Origin of the sequence: Streptomyces sp. E2N166 (assembly GCF_003671715.1) — a bacterium.
In the GTDB taxonomy this organism is placed as follows: domain Bacteria; phylum Actinomycetota; class Actinomycetes; order Streptomycetales; family Streptomycetaceae; genus Streptomyces; species Streptomyces thinghirensis.
Window position 1 is genome coordinate 1,616,125 of the sequence record NZ_RAIF01000032.1, and the last position, 15,464, is coordinate 1,631,588.

General features: G+C 72.3%; 14 protein-coding genes and 2 pseudogenes. 8 read left to right on the plus strand and 8 right to left on the minus strand.

Going from position 1 to position 15,464, the window contains the following annotated elements; genetic code table 11:
- Window positions 1-135: 135 nt before the first annotated feature.
- Both EBH09_RS34275 and EBH09_RS34280 read right to left on the minus strand, forming a co-directional pair.
- Window positions 136-2,136, minus strand: coding sequence for an alpha-1,4-glucan--maltose-1-phosphate maltosyltransferase (locus EBH09_RS34275; protein ID WP_121750696.1), 2,001 nt, complete (start codon window positions 2,134-2,136; stop codon window positions 136-138).
- Between the two features lie 52 nt (window positions 2,137-2,188).
- Window positions 2,189-2,461 carry a DUF5133 domain-containing protein gene (locus tag EBH09_RS34280; protein WP_121750697.1) on the minus strand — a complete coding sequence of 91 codons (273 nt, stop codon included), beginning with the start codon at window positions 2,459-2,461 and terminating at the stop codon, window positions 2,189-2,191.
- Window positions 2,462-2,700: 239 nt separating this feature from the next.
- Here EBH09_RS34280 and EBH09_RS34285 point away from each other — a divergent pair, with 239 nt between their 5' ends.
- Window positions 2,701-3,216: a pep a2 gene (locus EBH09_RS34285; protein WP_121750698.1), complete on the plus strand. Its 516-nt coding sequence runs from the start codon at window positions 2,701-2,703 to the stop codon at window positions 3,214-3,216.
- Window positions 3,213-5,360, plus strand: a complete 2,148-nt coding sequence (glgX, locus tag EBH09_RS34290) for a glycogen debranching protein GlgX (protein ID WP_121750699.1) — start codon at window positions 3,213-3,215, stop codon at window positions 5,358-5,360. Before EBH09_RS34285 ends, glgX begins: the two co-directional genes overlap by 4 nt.
- A 13-nt stretch (window positions 5,361-5,373) precedes the next feature.
- On the opposite strand, the gene EBH09_RS34295 is transcribed toward glgX, so the two are convergent.
- The gene (locus tag EBH09_RS34295) at window positions 5,374-6,174 is read right to left on the minus strand and encodes a VOC family protein (RefSeq protein WP_193776684.1); all 801 of its coding nucleotides are present in this window, start codon (window positions 6,172-6,174) and stop codon (window positions 5,374-5,376) included.
- Window positions 6,175-6,401: 227 nt separating this feature from the next.
- Here EBH09_RS34295 and EBH09_RS34300 point away from each other — a divergent pair, with 227 nt between their 5' ends.
- Window positions 6,402-6,791 (plus strand): ANTAR domain-containing protein, encoded by a 390-nt coding sequence (locus EBH09_RS34300; RefSeq protein ID WP_121750700.1) that lies wholly within the window; start codon window positions 6,402-6,404, stop codon window positions 6,789-6,791.
- On the opposite strand, the gene EBH09_RS34305 is transcribed toward EBH09_RS34300, so the two are convergent.
- Window positions 6,739-7,530, minus strand: coding sequence for a SigB/SigF/SigG family RNA polymerase sigma factor (locus tag EBH09_RS34305; protein WP_121751151.1), 792 nt, complete (start codon window positions 7,528-7,530; stop codon window positions 6,739-6,741). The genes EBH09_RS34300 and EBH09_RS34305 overlap by 53 nt on opposite strands.
- A 301-nt stretch (window positions 7,531-7,831) precedes the next feature.
- On the opposite strand from EBH09_RS34305, the gene EBH09_RS34310 reads away from it, so the two are divergent.
- Complete coding sequence (locus EBH09_RS34310) at window positions 7,832-8,356, plus strand: hypothetical protein (RefSeq protein WP_121750701.1); 525 nt, start codon at window positions 7,832-7,834, stop codon at window positions 8,354-8,356.
- 18 nt (window positions 8,357-8,374) lie between these two features.
- Here the strand turns inward: EBH09_RS34310 and hemC are convergent, their stop codons facing one another.
- The 4 genes and pseudogenes from hemC to EBH09_RS39580 form a co-directional block, all read right to left on the minus strand.
- On the minus strand, window positions 8,375-9,310 hold the full coding sequence (gene hemC / locus EBH09_RS34315; RefSeq protein ID WP_121750702.1) for a hydroxymethylbilane synthase: 936 nt from the start codon (window positions 9,308-9,310) through the stop codon (window positions 8,375-8,377).
- A 65-nt stretch (window positions 9,311-9,375) separates the two neighbouring features.
- Window positions 9,376-10,152 carry an NPP1 family protein gene (locus EBH09_RS34320; protein ID WP_121750703.1) on the minus strand — a complete coding sequence of 259 codons (777 nt, stop codon included), beginning with the start codon at window positions 10,150-10,152 and terminating at the stop codon, window positions 9,376-9,378.
- Window positions 10,153-10,296: 144 nt separating this feature from the next.
- On the minus strand, window positions 10,297-11,277 hold the full coding sequence (ligD, locus tag EBH09_RS34325; RefSeq protein WP_121750704.1) for a non-homologous end-joining DNA ligase: 981 nt from the start codon (window positions 11,275-11,277) through the stop codon (window positions 10,297-10,299).
- A gap of 160 nt (window positions 11,278-11,437) precedes the next feature.
- A pseudogene (locus tag EBH09_RS39580) lies at window positions 11,438-11,696 on the minus strand (MFS transporter); the annotation flags it as partial.
- Window positions 11,697-11,703: 7 nt separating this feature from the next.
- On the opposite strand from EBH09_RS39580, the pseudogene EBH09_RS34335 reads away from it, so the two are divergent.
- The 4 genes and pseudogenes from EBH09_RS34335 to EBH09_RS34350 form a co-directional block, all read left to right on the plus strand.
- Window positions 11,704-12,039: pseudogene (locus tag EBH09_RS34335) on the plus strand (MarR family transcriptional regulator); the annotation flags it as partial.
- Between the two features lie 148 nt (window positions 12,040-12,187).
- Window positions 12,188-12,568 carry a hypothetical protein gene (locus tag EBH09_RS34340; protein ID WP_121750706.1) on the plus strand — a complete coding sequence of 127 codons (381 nt, stop codon included), beginning with the start codon at window positions 12,188-12,190 and terminating at the stop codon, window positions 12,566-12,568.
- Entirely contained in the window at window positions 12,565-13,032 is a 468-nt protein-coding gene (locus EBH09_RS34345) for a peroxiredoxin (protein ID WP_121750707.1), read from the plus strand. The genes EBH09_RS34340 and EBH09_RS34345 overlap by 4 nt, the downstream gene beginning before the upstream one ends.
- A gap of 60 nt (window positions 13,033-13,092) precedes the next feature.
- On the plus strand, window positions 13,093-15,432 hold the full coding sequence (locus EBH09_RS34350) for a SpoIIE family protein phosphatase (protein ID WP_121750708.1): 2,340 nt from the start codon (window positions 13,093-13,095) through the stop codon (window positions 15,430-15,432).
- Window positions 15,433-15,464: the final 32 nt, after the last annotated feature.

Consider the following 15,464-nt stretch of genomic DNA (forward strand, 5'->3'; position numbering starts at 1 on the left):
CGCCCACGCCGTCGCCGTTGCTGTCCTGGAAGGAACGGACGAGGACCTCGTAGAAGACGGCTCGTTTGAACCAGTCCGGGTCCCGGTCCTTGACCGGGGTGTCCTCGAATTTGTCCGGCACGGGCTCGTTCACGGTCATGAGGCTCCTGACCTTCCGTTCTGGGGCGTGGCGGCGGACGGCCGGCGGACGTGGAAGACGTGAGCGGGGGTCCGGCCGGGCTCCAGCCGGACGTAGTTCGTCCGGCCCCAGTGGTAGGTCTCGTCCGTGAGTTCGTCGTGGACCGGCACCGACTCGTGCCAGTCCAGGCCGAGCTGCGGCATGTCGAGCGAGATCGTGGCCTCCTGGGTGTGGTGGGGATCGAGGTTGGCTACCACCAGCACGACGTCGGACCCCACGCGCTTGCTGTACGCGATCAGCGCGTCGTTGTCGGTCCGGTGGAAGCGCAGGTTCCGCAGCCGGTGCAGCGCGGGGTGGTCGCGCCGGATGGTGTTGAGCTGGGTGATGAGGGGGGCGATGGTGGTGCCCTCGCGGGCGGCGGTGGCCCAGTCGCGTGGTTTGAGCTGGTATTTCTCGCTGTCGAGGTATTCCTCGCTGCCTTCGCGCAGGGGGGTGTTCTCGCAGAGTTCGTAGCCGCTGTAGATGCCCCAGGCGGGGGAGAGGGTGGCGGCGAGGACGGCGCGGACCTCGAAGGCGGGGCGGCCGCCGTGCTGGAGGTAGGCGTGCAGGATGTCGGGGGTGTTGGCGAAGAAGTTGGGCCGCATGTAGGAGGCGGCGTCCCCCGAGAGTTCGGTGAGGTACTCGGTCAGTTCCTGCTTGGTGTTGCGCCAGGTGAAGTAGGTGTAGGACTGCTGGAAGCCGATCTGGGCCAGGGTGTGCATCATCGCGGGGCGGGTGAAGGCCTCCGCCAGGAAGATCACGTCGGGGTCGGCGCGGTTGATGTCGCCGATCACGCGTTCCCAGAAGACGACGGGTTTGGTGTGGGGGTTGTCGACGCGGAAGATCCGCACCCCGTGGTCCATCCAGTGGCGCAGCACGCGGACCGTCTCGGCGACGAGTCCGTCGAGGTCGGCGTCGAAGGCGACGGGGTAGATGTCCTGGTACTTCTTGGGCGGGTTCTCGGCGTGGGCGATGGTGCCGTCGGGGCGGTGGTGGAACCAGTCGGGGTGTTTGTGGACCCAGGGGTGGTCGGGGGAGCACTGGAGGGCGAAGTCGAGGGCGACCTCCAGGCCCTGGCGGGCGGCTTCGGCGACGAAGTGGTCGAAGTCGTCGATCGTGCCGAGCTGGGGGTGGATGGTGTCGTGGCCGCCCTCGGGGGAGCCGATGGCCCAGGGGACGCCGACGTCGTCGGGGGTGGCGGAGAGGGTGTTGTTGCGGCCCTTGCGGTGGGTGGTGCCGATGGGGTGGACGGGCGGGAGGTAGACGACGTCGAAGCCCATCGCGGCGATGGCGGGCAGTCTGCGGGCGGCGGTGCGGAAGGTGCCGTGGGGCTGCTCGGGGGTGCCCTCGGAGCGGGGGAAGAACTCGTACCAGGCGCCGTACAGGGCGCGTTCGCGCTCCACGAGCAGGGGCAGCGGGTCGGAGGTGGTGACCAGCTCCCGCAGCGGATGCCGGGCCAGTACCGCGTCCACCTCCGGTGTCAACGCCGCCGCCAAACGGGTGGCCACCGGCAGCGTGTCGTCGAGCAGGGCAGCCGCGGCGGCCAGCACCACGGCGCGCCCGGCGCCCTTCGGCACACCCGCGGCGGCCCGCCGGTAGAGCTCGGCGCCCTCCTCCAGGACCAGGCCGGTGTCGATACCGGCCGGGATCTTGATGCGCGCGTGGTGCTTCCAGGTGGCGACGGGGTCGCTCCACGCCTCCACCCGGTAGGTCCAGTCGCCCGGGGTGCCGGGGGTGACCTCGGCGCCCCAGCGGTCGCTGCCCGGGGCCAGCTCCCGCATCGGCGTCCAGGGGCCGGGCCGGCCCTCGGGGTCCTTCAGCACGACGTTGGCGGCGACCGCGTCGTGCCCCTCGCGGAACACGGTGGCGGTGACCTGGAACGTCTCTCCGGCCACCGCCTTCGCCGGGCGCCTGCCGTGCTCCACCACCGGGTGGACGTCCCGTACCGGGATACGTCCGATCCCCACGGTCGCACTCATCCGTTCTCACCTCCGCCGTGCTCGGGGCCGGGCCGCAGCCCGGCCGTTCGGGTCAAGCCGCGCCGGAGGGGGTCTTCCGCCCCGACGGGGAGAGCCGGTCCGCCCGTTCCTGCGCATGGGTGACCAGGTTCGTTCGCAGATACCGTTCGGCGGCGTCCGCGGCCTCACGTGCGCACCGCTTTCCCATCAGCACGCAGAGGGTGTAGCCGGAGTCCTCGAAGGTGGACCGGACGCCCACGTCCGCCGGGGACGCGAGCATCGAGCGTTCCCAGGCGCGGTAACGCCGCAGCTGCCGGGCGACTTCGCTCTTCGCGGGAAGCAGCATGGCCGGTCACCTTCCGGACGGTCCGGGGGTACGGACGATCGAGTTCTTCACACATGGTGCACGGGTGGTGACGCGCCGTCTTGTTGGATCTTCAACTGCTTTCTCGTGTTGCACGAATGGACTACTGCTCTCACTCTGGAGTGACTCAGAAGCGATCAGTGCTCACGCTTCGTGTTCGGGGAGCTCGTCCCCCAAGGGGCGAGGAGGAGCGAGAGCTTTCGCGGTGAGGAGCCACGACGATGAAGACCGCAGTGCCCTGCTACTACCACCTCGACGTGGAAGTGAGCCCGGAACGGGTCGGACAGGTCAGGCGCATCCTGGCCGCTCACCTCCGGTTCTGGAACCTGGAGAACCTCGTCGAACCCGTCTGCTCGGGCGCCGAAATGCTGCTTCGGGCGATCGACGAGCACGCGAGCGACAAGAACACGTCGATCGAGATGTGGTGGAACCACCAGCACCTCATCACGGCCGTGGGCGGCAACGACCACGCGCTCCGTCCCGACCAGGACCTGCGCACCTGCCTGCAGCATCTCGCCGCCACCAGTGACGGCTGGGGCTGCTGTGCCGCGGACACCGGGGCCAAGGTGATCTGGTTCTCCCAGCGCGCCCGGGCCGGCGAACGCGTCCCGCTCGTGGCGACATCGCCGGAGCCGATCACCCAGGAGGGGCTGGAAGTGCCGCGAGAGATCATGCCGGTGGCCCGGGTGGCCGGTCCGGCCAGCAGGACGAACGGCATTCTGGAGGAGGCCCGGTGACCCGCGCCAGGCCGAACTGGAAGGGGTCGCCCGTGTGGAGCGGGCACCCCTATCCCCTGGGGGCCGCGTACGACGGACAGGGCACCAACTTCGCACTGTTCAGCGAGGTCGCCGAACGCGTCGACCTCGTCCTCGTCGACGACGACGGCACCCACAGCACCGTCCCGCTGCCCGAGGTCGACGGCTTCGTCTGGCACTGCTACCTGCCCGGCGTCGGCCCGGGGCAGCGCTACGGCTACCGGGTCCACGGTCCGTGGGCCCCTGCCGTGGGCCACCGCTGCAACCCGGCGAAACTGCTCCTCGACCCCTACACCCGGGCCGTGGACGGGATGGTGGACAACCACGCCTCCCTCTTCGAGCGGGCCAGGGGCAGGGCCGACCCGGGGGACAGCGCCGGGCACACCATGCTCGGGGTGGTCACCGACCCGTTCTTCGACTGGGGCGACGACCGCCCGCCGGGGCGCCCGTACTCGGAGAGCGTGATCTACGAGGCGCACGTCCGCGGACTCAGCCGCACCCACCCGGACGTGCCCGAGGAACTGCGCGGCACCTACGCCGGGTTGGCGCACCCGGCGGTCGTGGAACACCTGACGTCCCTGGGTGTGACCGCCGTGGAGCTGATGCCGGTGCACCAGTTCGTGCACGACGGCCACCTCCAGGACCGGGACCTGTCCAACTACTGGGGCTACAACACCATCGGCTTCTTCGCGCCCCACAACGGCTACGCCGCCCACGGCACCCGCGGGCAGCAGGTCAACGAGTTCAAGTCGATGGTCAAGGCCCTGCACGAGGCCGGCCTCGAAGTGATCCTCGACGTGGTCTACAACCACACCGCCGAGGGCAACGAGAAGGGCCCCACCCTCTCCTTCCGCGGCATCGACAACGCCTCGTACTACCGCCTGGTGGACGGCGACTGGCAGCACTACTACGACACCACCGGCACCGGCAACAGCCTCCTGATGCGCCACCCCTATGTGCTCCAGCTGATCATGGACTCGCTGCGGTACTGGGTCACCGAGATGCACGTCGACGGGTTCCGCTTCGACCTCGCCGCCACCCTGGCCCGGCAGTTCCACGAGGTGGACCGGCTGTCGGCGTTCTTCGACCTCATCCAGCAGGACCCGGTGATCAGCCGCGTCAAGCTGATCGCCGAGCCCTGGGACGTCGGCGAGGGCGGCTACCAGGTGGGCAACTTCCCGCAGCTGTGGTCGGAGTGGAACGGCATGTACCGGGACGCGGTACGGGACTTCTGGCGCGGCGAGGAGCACACGCTCGGCGAGTTCGCCTCCCGGCTGACCGGCTCCTCCGACCTGTACCAGCACAGCCGGCGCCGCCCCCGAGCCAGCGTCAACTTCGTGACCGCGCACGACGGGTTCACCCTGCGCGACCTCGTCTCCTACAACGACAAGCGCAACGAGGCCAACGGCGAGGGCAACCGGGACGGCGAGAGCCACAACCGGTCCTGGAACTGCGGCGCCGAGGGCGAGACCAAGGACCCGGCCGTCCGGGAGCTGCGCGGCCGCCAGCAGCGCAACTTCCTCGCCACGCTGCTGCTCTCGCAGGGCATCCCGATGCTCTGCCACGGCGACGAACTGGGGCGCACCCAGCGCGGCAACAACAACGCCTACTGCCAGGACAACGACATCTCCTGGGTCGACTGGAGGCTGAACGGGGAACAGCGCGCGCTGCTGGACTTCACCCGGCGCGTCATCGCGCTGCGGGCCGGCCACCCCGTGCTGCGCCGGCGCCGCTACTTCCGCGGCGACACCCCCACCCGCGCCGACCAGCCGCTGCCCGACCTGGTGTGGCTGCTGCCCGACGCGCGGGAGATGACCGACGACGACTGGCAGCGCTCCGACGCGCACGCCGTCGGTGTCTTCCTCAACGGCGACGCCATCGCCGAACCCGACCCGTGCGGCCGGCCGGTCGAGGACGACTCCTTCCTGCTGCTGTTCAACAGCCACTGGGAGCCGACGGCCTTCCGGCTGCCCGACGCCACCTACGGCGAGCGCTGGGCGACCCTGATCGACACCGCCGACCCGGAGGGCGTCCCCGACGAGGCGGAGCACAAGGCGGGCACCGTGGTGACCGTCGAGCAGCGCAGTCTGGTGCTGCTCTCCCGGCCGTCCCGCACCGGCCGGTGAGCAGCCCGTGAGGTCAGCTGCCGAGGCGGCGCGCGGTCACCGTGAACTGCGCGCCGTCGGCGTCCCGGAGCACGGCCTCGTCCCTGCTCACGGACAGCACGCTGCCGCCGTGCCGCTCCGCGGTGCGGGCGCAGGCCGCCACGTCCTCGACCGCGAAGTGCACCTGCCAGTGCGGCCGGATGGCCGGGTCGGGCGCCGCTCCCAGGGCGCCCGACTCGATGCGCGCCACCACGTCGCCCTGGCTGCGCAGGACCACCTCGTCGCCCTCGTACTGGACCTCGCAGCAGCCGTCGGGCCCCGCCCAGTCGAAGATCTCGCCGTAGAAGATGGCGGCGTCGAAGGCGTCACGGGTGTGCAGCCGGATGAAGGCTGGGCGCGAGGTGCGCCAGGTCTCCCAGTCCGAGAACAGCTCGCCCTCCCAGATCCCGAAGGTCGCGCCGTCCCGGTCGGCCAGCAGGGCCGCCCGCCCGGGCGGGAGGGAGATCGGCCCGACCGCGGACGTGCCGCCGCGCTCCTGCACCCGGGACGCGGCCTCGTCGGCGCTGCGCACGGCGAAGTACGGCGTCCACGCCACCGCCATCTGCCACATCGCGGCGACGGCGGCGATCCCGGCCACCGGCACCCCGTCGGCCAGGGCGATCCGGAAGGGCTCGCCCAGCTTGCCGGGCCGCCACTGCCAGCCCAGTACGGCGGAGTAGAACTCCTCGGTGGCCTTCAGATCACGGCTGGTCAGACTCACCCAGCAGGGGGCCCCGAACACGGAGTGCGTGGACAGGAGGCTCTCGCCGGCGGGGAAGGGCATGTCGTGGTTCATGGCAGTCGCGTCCTGGTCTCGTCCACCGGCAGCCACCGGCTCCACACCAGTGTCCGGCCGGGAGTGCGGCGGGCGCCTGCCGAGTACCCCGGGCGCGGCGCCGAAACGGTGGCGGACGCGCCCCGGACGGCCCAGTGGCGCGAGGAGGCGCAGGTGGCGACGATGGATGCGTCGGAGCGGCACCGCGCCGCACAGGCGGCGGTGGCCCGCCGGATCCGGAGGTGATCATGCCCACGGACTGGGGATCGGACCAGACCGGCTCGGACCAGATCTTCCAGCTGCAGGAACAGGTCCGGCAGCTCAAGGAGGCCGTCGTCTCGCACGCCGTCGTCGACCAGGCGATCGGGATGGTCGTCGTCCTCGGCAGGGTGACGCCGGACGAGGGATGGATCGTCCTTAAGGAAGTTTCCCAGCATACGAACATCAAACTCCGCAATGTGGCAGAAATGATACTCATCTGGGGGCGCACCGGAGTGATGCAGCCGGAGATCCGGGCCGCCCTCGAGGGCGCTCTGGACCGGCACGGCCCGACTCGCATCCCCGGTGCCGCGCCGGAGATCCGAGTCAGCGGGCCTCCGCGAGGATCTCGTCGCGGATCCGGTCGAAGCAGCCGCTGAGCAGCCGGGAGACGTGCATCTGGGAGATACCGAGCTGCTGCGCGATGCGGCTCTGCGTCATCTCGCCGAAGAAGCGCAGGTAGAGGATGGTGCGCTCGCGCTCGGGCAGCGCCTCCAGGCAGGGCCGGACGGCCACCCGGTCCACCACCGCGTCGAAGGCCGGATCCAGCCCGCCGAGCGCGTCCCCGAGGGCGTACCCGTCGGTGCCGGGCATCTCCGCCTCCAGCGAGAGCGCGGAGAAGCACTCCAGGGCCTCCATGCCGGTTCGGACCTCGACCGTGGTCAGCTGCGCGTGGTCGGCGATCTCCTCGATGGTGGGGGCGCGTCCCGGTGTGGTCTGTGCCAGCTCCTTCGCGGACTTGCGCACCCGGTTGCGCAGGTCCTGGATCCGCCGCGGCACGTGCAGGGTCCACATGTGGTCGCGGAAGTGCCGTTTGATCTCGCCGGTCACGGTCGGCACGGCGTACGCCTCGAAGGCGTGGCCGCGCTCCGGGTCGTAGTGGTCGACGGCCTTGACGAGGCCGAGGGCCGCCACCTGGTAGAGGTCCTCCAGGTTCTCGCCGCGGCCCCGGAAGCGGACCGCGATCCGCTCGGCCATGGGCAGCCACACCTGGATCAGTTGGTCCCGCAGCGCCTTGCGCTCCGGGCCCTCGGGCAGCCCCGCGAGGCGATCGAAGGCCGCGGCCGTGTCGGGAGCGTCGTCGTGCGGATGGGGCTTGGTTCTGCCGGCGATACGCATCATGCGCACCTCCCTCAGCAGGGGTGCGGGCAAGTCCTCATATATATGGATAGTGAGCGCGAATGCGCCGGACGGCCACCCGAACGGCTGCGGGCCGGTGAGCGAGACGGCGCCGCCGCCGAACGTGATGTGCGGCACGCTCTGGGTGACCGCCCCGAGGGAGCGTCGGCGGATACTTCCTGCGCAACGCTTGATCGCTGGCCAAAAGGGGTGAAGTCCCTGGCCACAGCGCATTCCGCTCATTTGACAGTGCACTGAGCGCACAGATAGGAAGCAGCGTCGAGAGGTCGAGAGGGGCACCGTGTACGAGCCGAACGTGGTCGGGGACTGGCAGGAGTACGACGAGCACGCCGGTCTGCGGGTCCGCGTCCACCGACTTGAGCCCGCCGAGCCGCCGCGTGGACGCGACGACGCCGCCGAAGGGCTGACGTACTTCTGTGTCCGGGTGACCGTCGAGAACCGTGGCGCCCGGCACCGAGGCATTCACCTGGAGGACGGTCAGATCGACGTGCGGATCGGCCCCGACGGGGAGAGTGCCTTCCTCGACTGGCGCAACTCCCAGTTCGTCGAGGGTTTCGACGTCTACCCGCTGCGCCGGGCCACCGCCGTGCTCTACGCGGCCGGCCCGGAGGCGAGTCTCAGCCAGGTGGACGTCCAGGTGCAGTTGCGGGTGGACGAGGAGTGGGCCGACCGCCGGCTGTGGACCGGCGGCCTCGGGCTGCACGACGGGAGCGCCGGAACCCTTTCCGGCACGGTGCGTGACGACGGGCTGGCGCACCAGGTGAGCGCCTTCCTGCGGGGCCAGGCGGAGGAGGGCTCCGCCTGATCCCCGGCAGGCGGCGCCTCAGTGCGCGATGCCGTCGATGATCTCGCGGGCGCCCTGACGCAGCAGGGCCACGGCGACCGACGTGCCGAGCGTCGCCGGGTCGAGCCGGCCGGCCCACTCGTGGGCGTTGAGCCGGGTCTTGCCGTCCGGGGTGAAGACGCAGGCCCGCAGGGAGAGTTCCCCGCTCCGGTCCACGCGGGCGTATCCGGCGATCGGGCTGTTGCAGTGCCCCTGCAGCACGTGCAGGAACATGCGTTCCGCCGTCGCCTCCCGATGGGTCCCCGGATGGCCGAGGCCGCTGACCGCGTCGATGAGGGCGGTGTCGCCCTCGCGGCACTGCAGGGCGAGGATGCCCGCGCCGATCGGCGGCATCATCGTCTCGGGGGAGAGAACCTCGCTGATCACGTCGCGGCGGCCGATGCGCTCCAGGCCGGAGACCGCGAGGAGCAGGGCGTCCGCCTCGCCGGCGGCCAGCTTCGCCAGCCGCCGGTTGGCGTTGCCCCGGAACGGCACGCACTCAAGGTCCGGGTGGGTGGCGGCCAGCTGGGCGACGCGGCGCACCGAGGAGGTGCCGACGCGGGTCCCGGCCGGAAGCTCGTCCAGGGTGAGCCCGTCCGGATGGATCAGCGCGTCCCGGATGTCGTCCCGCTCCAGGAACGCGGCGAACACCGTGCCCGCCGGCAGCGGCCGGTCGGCGGGCACGTCCTTCACGCAGTGCACCGCCAGATCGGCCTCGCCCGACAGCAGTGCGGCATCCACCTCCTTGGTGAACGCGCCCTTGCCCTCCACGAGCGACAGGTCGCCGAGCCACTTGTCGCCGGTGGTCTTCACCGGCACGACCTCGGTGCGCACGCCGGGGTGGAGGGCCGCCAACTCGGCCCGGACGCGCTCGACCTGCGCCAGGGCCATGGGGGAGTCGCGGGAGACGATGCGGATCAGTTCGGGGACGGACATGCGGACACGATAGTGCTCCCGGGGGCGAGTCGGTGGCGGGGTTCGCTCGACCGGCCGCGGTCGACTCAGGCGTTCGGGTCGAAGGAGATGCCGGACGGCTTGGCGGCCGCCAGGTGGGAGGCGAAGCTGCCGTCCTTCAGGCCGAAGCCGGCGCTGCCGAAGTCGTGGGAGCTCAGCTTCTCGCGCAGGCCGGCCGGATAGCCGTTCCAGCCGACCAGCGTCGGGTACTGCCAGCCGCCCTTGTGGTTCTCGGGCGGCTCGTCGCCCGAGGCCGCGGGGCGGAAGCAGTGGGTGCTGATGCCGTCCTTGTGGTAGACGATCTTCGGATGGGTGCCGTCGAAGCGGACCGCCGACCTCGCGTGCACGCTGAACGAGCCGTGGTTCGAGGTCGAGACGTACTCCACGGTGCCGTCCCGCACCCACACCACGACGTGCTCCCAGTCGTGCCGGTGCCCGCCGAGACTGCTGCCGGGCAGCGCCTGGTCCTTCTCGAAGTAGAGGCCGTACATGTACGCGCACCAGCCGTTGTCGCACTTGGCGCGCGAGTAGCCGTTGGTGTTGTCCAGGTCGGCGGCGTCCCGGCAGTTGCCGTTCAGGGCGCCGGTCGGCTTGAGCCCGCCGTTGACCGCTCCGTCGGAGCCGATGGCCGGTGTGGGATAGCAGCCGTCGGTGTCGTAGTCGTAGGCGGGCTGGTACGCCCGCTCCAGGCTGTCGGCGTTGCCGGGCAGCCCCGGGGGCGGAGCGGCGAAGGCGGTGGCGGGGAAGGCGACGACGAGGGCGAGGGCACCGAGCGGTGCGGCGAGCCATCTCTTGCGGCGGGTTCCGGCGGTACGCGTGGACACCGCGTCCTCCTCTGATTCCGGGCGCAGCCCAACGGCTGTGGGGGGAAGGGGAGTTCAGGGTCCCGTCTTTTCACTTCCGGGCCAAGGGGGCGCGTGCGTCCCCGCGGTGAAGGGCAGCCCAATACTTGACCCCGCGTCACACGGTCACACCATGCCGTCCGGAATGTCGGCGGCGGACTCCTCGGGTGCGAGGTCCGGGCGGAGCCTGAGCCAGGACGGCTGGCGCAGCATGCCCTCGCGGGTGCGGGTGCTGTAGCGGACCTCGCCGACCAGCCGGGGGACGACCCAGCGGGCCCCCGGCACCGTCGGTACGGGATCGAAGGGGCACACGTCGCTCGCGGCGGCCCCCAGCAGCGCCGCCAGCTCGGTGCGCTCGGCCGCGCTCCAGCCGGTGCCGACCCCGCCGACGTAGCGCAGCCGGCCCGCGGCGCGCTGGCCGACCAGGACGGCGCCCGGCAGGCCCGAGAGCCGCCCCTTGCCGGGCAGCCAGCCGCCGACCACGACGTCCTCGCTGCGCATGTTGCGGATCTTGATCCAGGCCCGGGAGCGGACCCCTGGCTCGTACACCGAGTCCAGCCGCTTGCAGACCAGGCCCTCCAGGCCGTGCTCGCGGGTGGCTCGCAGCGCCTGCTCCCCGTGGCCGACCAGCGCGGTCGGGGTGGACCAGGACGGCCCGCCGAGACCGAGGTCCGTCAGCTGTTCGCGGCGGTGGGTGTAAGGAAGGCGCAGGAGGGGCCGGCCCGCCAGGTACAGGGCGTCGAACAGCACCAGGTGGACGGGGACCCTTGCCGCCCGGTGCGCCGCCCGGCCCGGGGCGTGCGCCAGGCCCATACGGGACTGCAGCAACTGGAAGTCGGCACGGCCCTGTTCGTCCAGGGCGAGCACCTCCCCGTCCAGCACGGCGGCGGTGGAGCCGAGCGCGGTGCCGAGCGGTGCCAGTTCCGGGTAGGCGGCCGTGATGTCGTGGCCGGAGCGGGCGCGCAGCCGCACACTGCCGTCGCCGGGCAGGTAGACCACCACGCGCTGGCCGTCCTGCTTGGTCTCGTAGGCCCAGCGCGCGTCCTGCGCGGCGGACGGCAGGGTGCCCGGGGTGGCGAGCATGGGAGGGATCAGCGGCAGCTCCACGGGTCAGTTCTCGACCCGCCCGTGCGCCGTCACGCGCGTTGTCCGCCAGGTTCGCCTGAACGGCGCCGGCCCCGGGGCGGGACCGGCGCCGTGCCCGTCGGCGAGCGGCGGTGGCCTCGGACTCGACGCCCGGGGCCGGTGCCGTGTGCGCCGGACCGGTGGCGGGGCGGTGCCGCGGGAGGAAGGACGCGATCACGAAGGCGAGCAGGGCGGCGGCCCGCGCCGATCGCCATGACGGCCTTGAACGTGTTCTCGGACGGCAGGGCGAAGCCGCCGAGGCTGACGGTCATCTGAGCCAGGATCACGCCGGCGCCGGCGACCGACGTACCGATGGACCGCGTGAAGGTGCTCAGACTGTTGGCGGCGGCCGTCTCGCCGGCCGGCACCGCACCCATGATCAGGGCCGGCATGGCGCCGTAGGCCGGGGCGCTGCCGCGTCAGGTGGCCGACTCCGAGCCGCTGCGCCCGGGTGAGCCGGCGGCCCGGCTGGGCGTGGAGGCCTCGCACGTCACGCGCACGGTGCAGCGGTTGCGGCGGACCGGATACGCCAGCCGCGTCCCCGACCCCGACGTCCGCCGCGCCCAGCGCATCGAGCTGACCGGGACCGGCCGTCAGGCCGTCGCGCGTCTGCGCGAGGCCGGAGCCCGCGGCATGCGGCGGGCCCCGGCCGACTGGTCCCCCGGGGAACTTCGGCAGCTCGCCACCCTCTTCCGCCGCATGGCCGACGGCTTCCCCGGCTGCGCGGCGGACGAGGAGCCCGAGGTTCGGCCCACGGCGCCGGCGGGACGGCCTGACGGACGCTCCGCCGTGCGGGCGCCCCGCCGTGCGGCCGTGCCGCCGTACGCGAACCCGTCGCCTCTGTTCCTTACCGTCGAGTAATATCGCGCGGCAGGCCCCCAGAGGAGGAACCGTGCCCCGGTCCGAACGCTCACCCCTGCTGCTCGCCGGCCTGCTGGCCACCGCGGGCGTCGCCCACTTCGCCCGCCCCCGCACCTTCGACGCGATCGTGCCGCGCGGCCTGCCCGGCGCGCCCCGGGCCTGGACGTACGCCAGTGGCGTCGCCGAACTGGCGCTCGCCGCGGGCGTCGCACTGCCGCGCACCCGCAAGGCGGCCGCGCTGACCGCGGCCGCCTTCTTCGTCGGAGTCTTCCCGGCCAACGTCAAGATGGCCGTGGACTGGCGGCACCGCCCCGCACCGCAGAAGGCCGCCGCCTACGGCCGGCTCCCCGTGCAGGTGCCGCTCGTGCTGTGGGCCCGCAGCGTCGCCAAGGGCAGCGAGGGCCGGTCGTGAGTCCGGCCCCGGCCGTGGGTGACACGGTCGACGACTTCACGCTCCCGGACGAGACCGGCACCCCGCGCCGCCTGTCCGAGCTGCTCGCCGACGGCCCGGTCGTGCTGTTCTTCTACCCGGCCGCCCTGACCCCCGGCTGCACGGCGGAGGCCTGCCACTTCCGCGACCTCGCCGCCGAGTTCGCGGAGGCCGGAGCCCGCCCCGTCGGGGTCAGCGGGGACCCCGTCGAACGGCAGCAGGAGTTCACCGGGCGCCACGCCCTCGGCATGCCGCTGCTGTCCGACGCCGACGGCGCGGTCCGTGAGTCGTTCGGCGTGAAACGCGGGTTCAGCCTGGCCCCCACCAGGCGGGTCACCTTCGTCATCGGGAAGGACCGCACCCTGCTCGAGGTCGTCCGCAGCGAGCTGAGGATGAACACGCACGCCGACCGCGCCCTGGCCGCACTGCGCGCACACCAGGGGTAGCGGTCCGCTCCCGCTCCGTCGCGGTTGAAACCGTGCTGTCAAGGGTCAATCCTGGAGACTATGGAGCATCCCTCCGCTGTGGCGACGCTGGACGCCCACGGCACGGTGACGGGGTGGAGCGAGGGCGCCCGGCGGCTGACCGGTTACCCGGCCGAGGAGGCCGTGGGACGGGCCGCCCGGGAGCTGCTGGCCGAGGACGTGCCGGCGGACGTCCTGGCCACCCTGTCCGGCATCGTCCGGACGCGGCACCGGGACGGCAGCCTCGTCGCGCTCGGCCTGCGGGCCCGCGCCCTGACGGGCGCCGACGGCAGGCCCGCCGGATACGCCGTCACCGTCGAACCGCCCGCCGGCGGGCGGACCTCGCTGGCGGAGCTGGCCTTCGAGCAGGCGGCCATGTCGATGTCCGTCTTCGACACCCGCCAGCACTACCTGCGGCTCAACGAGGTGGCGTGCCAGGTGATGGGCGTGCCGGAAGAGGCGTTGATCGGCCGGTGCTTCTCGGACTCGGTCGAGAACGCCGAGCACAGTCAAGGCTTCCTGCGCCATCTGCGCCAGGTCGCCGAGACGGGCCGGCCCGCGCGCTACGAGAGCTTCACGGGCGCGCCGACCCTCAACCGAGACCACGCCTGGACCACCGAGATCTGGCCCGTGCGGGACGCCTCCGGCGAGCTGCTGGGGACCGCTCTCGCGGCCTTCGACAGTACCGAGCAGTACTGGGCGAGGGAGCGGCTGGCCCTGCTGAACAAGGCGGCGGCCGCCATCGGCACCACGCTGGACCTGGTGCGCACCGCCGAGGAACTCGTCGAGGTCGTGGTGCCGCGGTTCGCCGACTTCGCCAGCGTCGACCTGCTCGAATGGGTCCTGGGCGCGGAGGAGTCGCCGGCGGTGTTCAGCGAGGAGATCGCGCTGCGTCGGGTCGCCCACGGCTCCGTCACCGAGGGCACCCCCGAGGCGGCCGTGCACCTGGGGCACGTGGACGTCCACCCCGCCCTCTCACCACCGGCCCGGGCGATGCGGGAAGGCCGGGTCCTCGTCAGCCAGGCGGGTGAGCCGTCGTTCGTGCACTGGGTCGCCGAGCGCAACGCGCGCGCCCCGGCCGGGCGCTCCTACCGTACGGGCGCCCACTCGATGATGGCGGTGCCCCTTCGGGCCCGCGGCATCACCCTGGGCGTCGCCGTGGCCGTGCGCATGGAACAGCCGGACGAGTACGGCGGCGAGGACGCCGTGTTCGCCGAGGAGCTCGCCAGCAGGGCCGCGGTCTGCATCGACAACGCCCGCCGCTTCACCCGCGAGCGTTCCACCGCCCTGACCCTCCAGCACAGCCTGCTGCCCAAGGGCCTGCCGGGTCAGGCGGCGGTCGAGGTGGCCCACCGCTATCTGCCCTCCGTGTCGGCGGCCGGCATCGGCGGTGACTGGTTCGACGTGATCCCGCTGGCCGGCAGCCGTGTCGCGCTCGTCGTCGGCGACGTCGTCGGCCACGGCATCCCGTCCACGGCGACCATGGGCCGGCTGTGCACCGCGGTCCGTACCCTTGCCGACGTCGACCTGCCCCCCGACGAACTCCTCACCCATCTCGACGACCTCGTCACCCACCTCGTGGCCGGCGACTCGGGCGACGACGTCGCGGAACTGGGCGCCACCTGCCTCTACGCCGTCTACGATCCCGTCTCCCGCTGCCTTTCCCTGGCCGCGGCCGGCCACCCCGCTCCGGCCGTCGTCCTGCCCGACGGCAGCGCGCGGCTCGTCCGCATGACCGCCGGGCCGCCGCTCGGTGTCGGCGGACTGCCGTTCGAGGCGGCCGAGCTGGAACTTCCCGAGGGCTCCGTCGTCGCCCTGTACACCGACGGCCTCATCGAGGACCGCGACCGCGACGTCGACCACGCCACCGCGGAACTGTGCCGGGCGCTGACCGCCCCCGCCAACTCGCTCGACGCCCTGTGCGACACCGTGCTCAAGGCGGTCGTGCCGGAGGAGCCCGATGACGACGTGGCGCTGCTGCTGGCCCGTACGCGTGCGCTGGGCACGGACCAGATCCGCACCTGGGACGTCCACCCCGACCCCTCGCACGTGGCCGCCACCCGGCGGTCCGTCACCGAGCAGCTGACGGAGTGGGGACTGGACGAGGCCGCGTTCGTCACCGAACTGGTGGCCAGTGAACTCGTCACCAACGCGATCCGCTACGGCGAGCCGCCCATCCAGCTGCGCCTCATCCGCGACAGCGCCCTCATCTGCGAGGTCTCCGACGGCAGCTCCACCTCACCGCACCTGCGCCGGGCCCACGTCTACGACGAGGGCGGGCGGGGCCTGCTGCTGGTCGCCCAGCTCACCCAGCGCTGGGGCAGCCGGCAGACGGGCACCGGCAAGACCATCTGGGCCGAACAGCCCCTGCCCGTGGACTGAACGACCCGCCGGAGCCGCACCCCGCCCAGGGC

Coding starts and splice junctions, on each gene's coding strand:
- EBH09_RS34275 (WP_121750696.1), bottom strand. CDS start 2,136: ATGAGTGCGACCGTGGGGATCGGACGTATCCCGGTACGGGACGTCCAC.
- EBH09_RS34280 (WP_121750697.1), bottom strand. CDS start 2,461: ATGCTGCTTCCCGCGAAGAGCGAAGTCGCCCGGCAGCTGCGGCGTTAC.
- EBH09_RS34285 (WP_121750698.1), top strand. CDS start 2,701: ATGAAGACCGCAGTGCCCTGCTACTACCACCTCGACGTGGAAGTGAGC.
- EBH09_RS34295 (WP_193776684.1), bottom strand. CDS start 6,174: ATGAACCACGACATGCCCTTCCCCGCCGGCGAGAGCCTCCTGTCCACG.
- EBH09_RS34300 (WP_121750700.1), top strand. CDS start 6,402: ATGCCCACGGACTGGGGATCGGACCAGACCGGCTCGGACCAGATCTTC.
- EBH09_RS34305 (WP_121751151.1), bottom strand. CDS start 7,530: ATGCGTATCGCCGGCAGAACCAAGCCCCATCCGCACGACGACGCTCCC.
- hemC (WP_121750702.1), bottom strand. CDS start 9,310: ATGTCCGTCCCCGAACTGATCCGCATCGTCTCCCGCGACTCCCCCATG.
- EBH09_RS34350 (WP_121750708.1), top strand. CDS start 13,093: ATGGAGCATCCCTCCGCTGTGGCGACGCTGGACGCCCACGGCACGGTG.